This window comes from Streptomyces sp. NPDC004542 (assembly GCF_040610035.1).
Lineage (GTDB): Bacteria > Actinomycetota > Actinomycetes > Streptomycetales > Streptomycetaceae > Streptomyces.
The window spans coordinates 1-1,142 of sequence record NZ_JBEXLP010000222.1 but is presented as its reverse complement, the minus strand read 5'-3'; the positions used below and the strand labels follow the sequence as shown (position 1 = coordinate 1,142).

Genomic DNA, 1,142 nt, shown 5'->3' with positions numbered 1-1,142 from the left:
CCGCCGGGGCCGGTGAAGGTGACGGTTCCGGTGGGTGTGCCGGTGCCGGGCGGGACCGCGGTGACGGTGGCGCAGACGGTCACGGTCTGGCCGCACGCCGATGGGTTCGGGTTCACCGAGACCGCCACCGCGCTCGCTGCCGGTTCCACCGTCACGTTCGCGGTGCCGGTCGAGGGGGTGAAGCATTCGTCGCCGTTGTAGGTGGCGGTGACGGTGCCGGTCGCTAGCGTGGTGGTGCTGACGCAGGCGGTGCCGTCGGGGTTCACGGGGACGGTGGTGTTGAGTCCGCCGGGGCCGGTGAAGGTGACGGTTCCGGTGGGTGTGCCGGCGCCCGGGGGAACCGCGGTGACGGTGGCGCAGACGGTCACGGTCTGGCCGCAGACGGAGGGGTTGGGGTTGACGGTCACCGTGGTGGTGCTGGCGGCCTGGTTGACGGTGACCGGTGCGGTGCCGGTCGACGGGGTGAAGCACTCGTCGCCGTTGTAGGTGGCGGTGACCGTTCCTCCGGTGAGGCTGCTGGTGGTCAGGCAGGCCTTCCCGTCCGGGTCGAGTGCGAGGGTCTCGTTGAGTCCGCCGGGGCCGGTGAAGGTGACGCTTCCGGTGGGTGTGCCGGTGCCGGGGGGAACCGCGGTGACGGTGGCGCAGACGGTCACGGTCTGGCCGCAGACGGAGGGAGTGGGATTGACGGTCACCGAGGTGGTGCTGGCGGCCTGGTTGACGGTGACCGGTGCGGTGCCGGTCGAGGGGGTGAAGCATTCGTCGCCGTTGTAGGTGGCGGTGACGGTGCCGGTCGCCAGCGTGGTGGTGCTGACGCAGGCGGTGCCGTCGGGGTTCACGGGGACGGTGGTGTTCAGTCCGCCGGGGCCGGTGAAGGTGACGGTTCCGGTGGGTGTGCCGGTGCCGGGCGGGACTGCGGTGACGGTGGCGCAGACGGTTACCGTCTGGCCGCAGACGGAGGGGTTCGGTTCGGCGGTCACCGCGGTGGTGCTGGCCGCCGGGCCGACCGTCACGTCGAAGGTGCCGGTCGAGCCTGTGAAGCAGGTATCCCCGTTGTAGGTGGCGGTGACGGTGCCGGTCGCCAGGCTGGTGGTGGTGACGCAGGCGGTGCCGTTCGCGTCGAGTGTCGTCGTCTCGTCGAGTCC

Annotated in this window: 1 protein-coding gene; it reads right to left on the bottom strand. The window is 71.5% G+C overall.

Annotation, left to right across the window (positions count from 1 at the left end; all coding sequences use genetic code 11):
• The coding region (locus tag ABZX30_RS38210; protein ID WP_355943085.1) for an Ig-like domain-containing protein at nt 1-1,142 on the bottom strand (1,142 nt) is incomplete at both ends.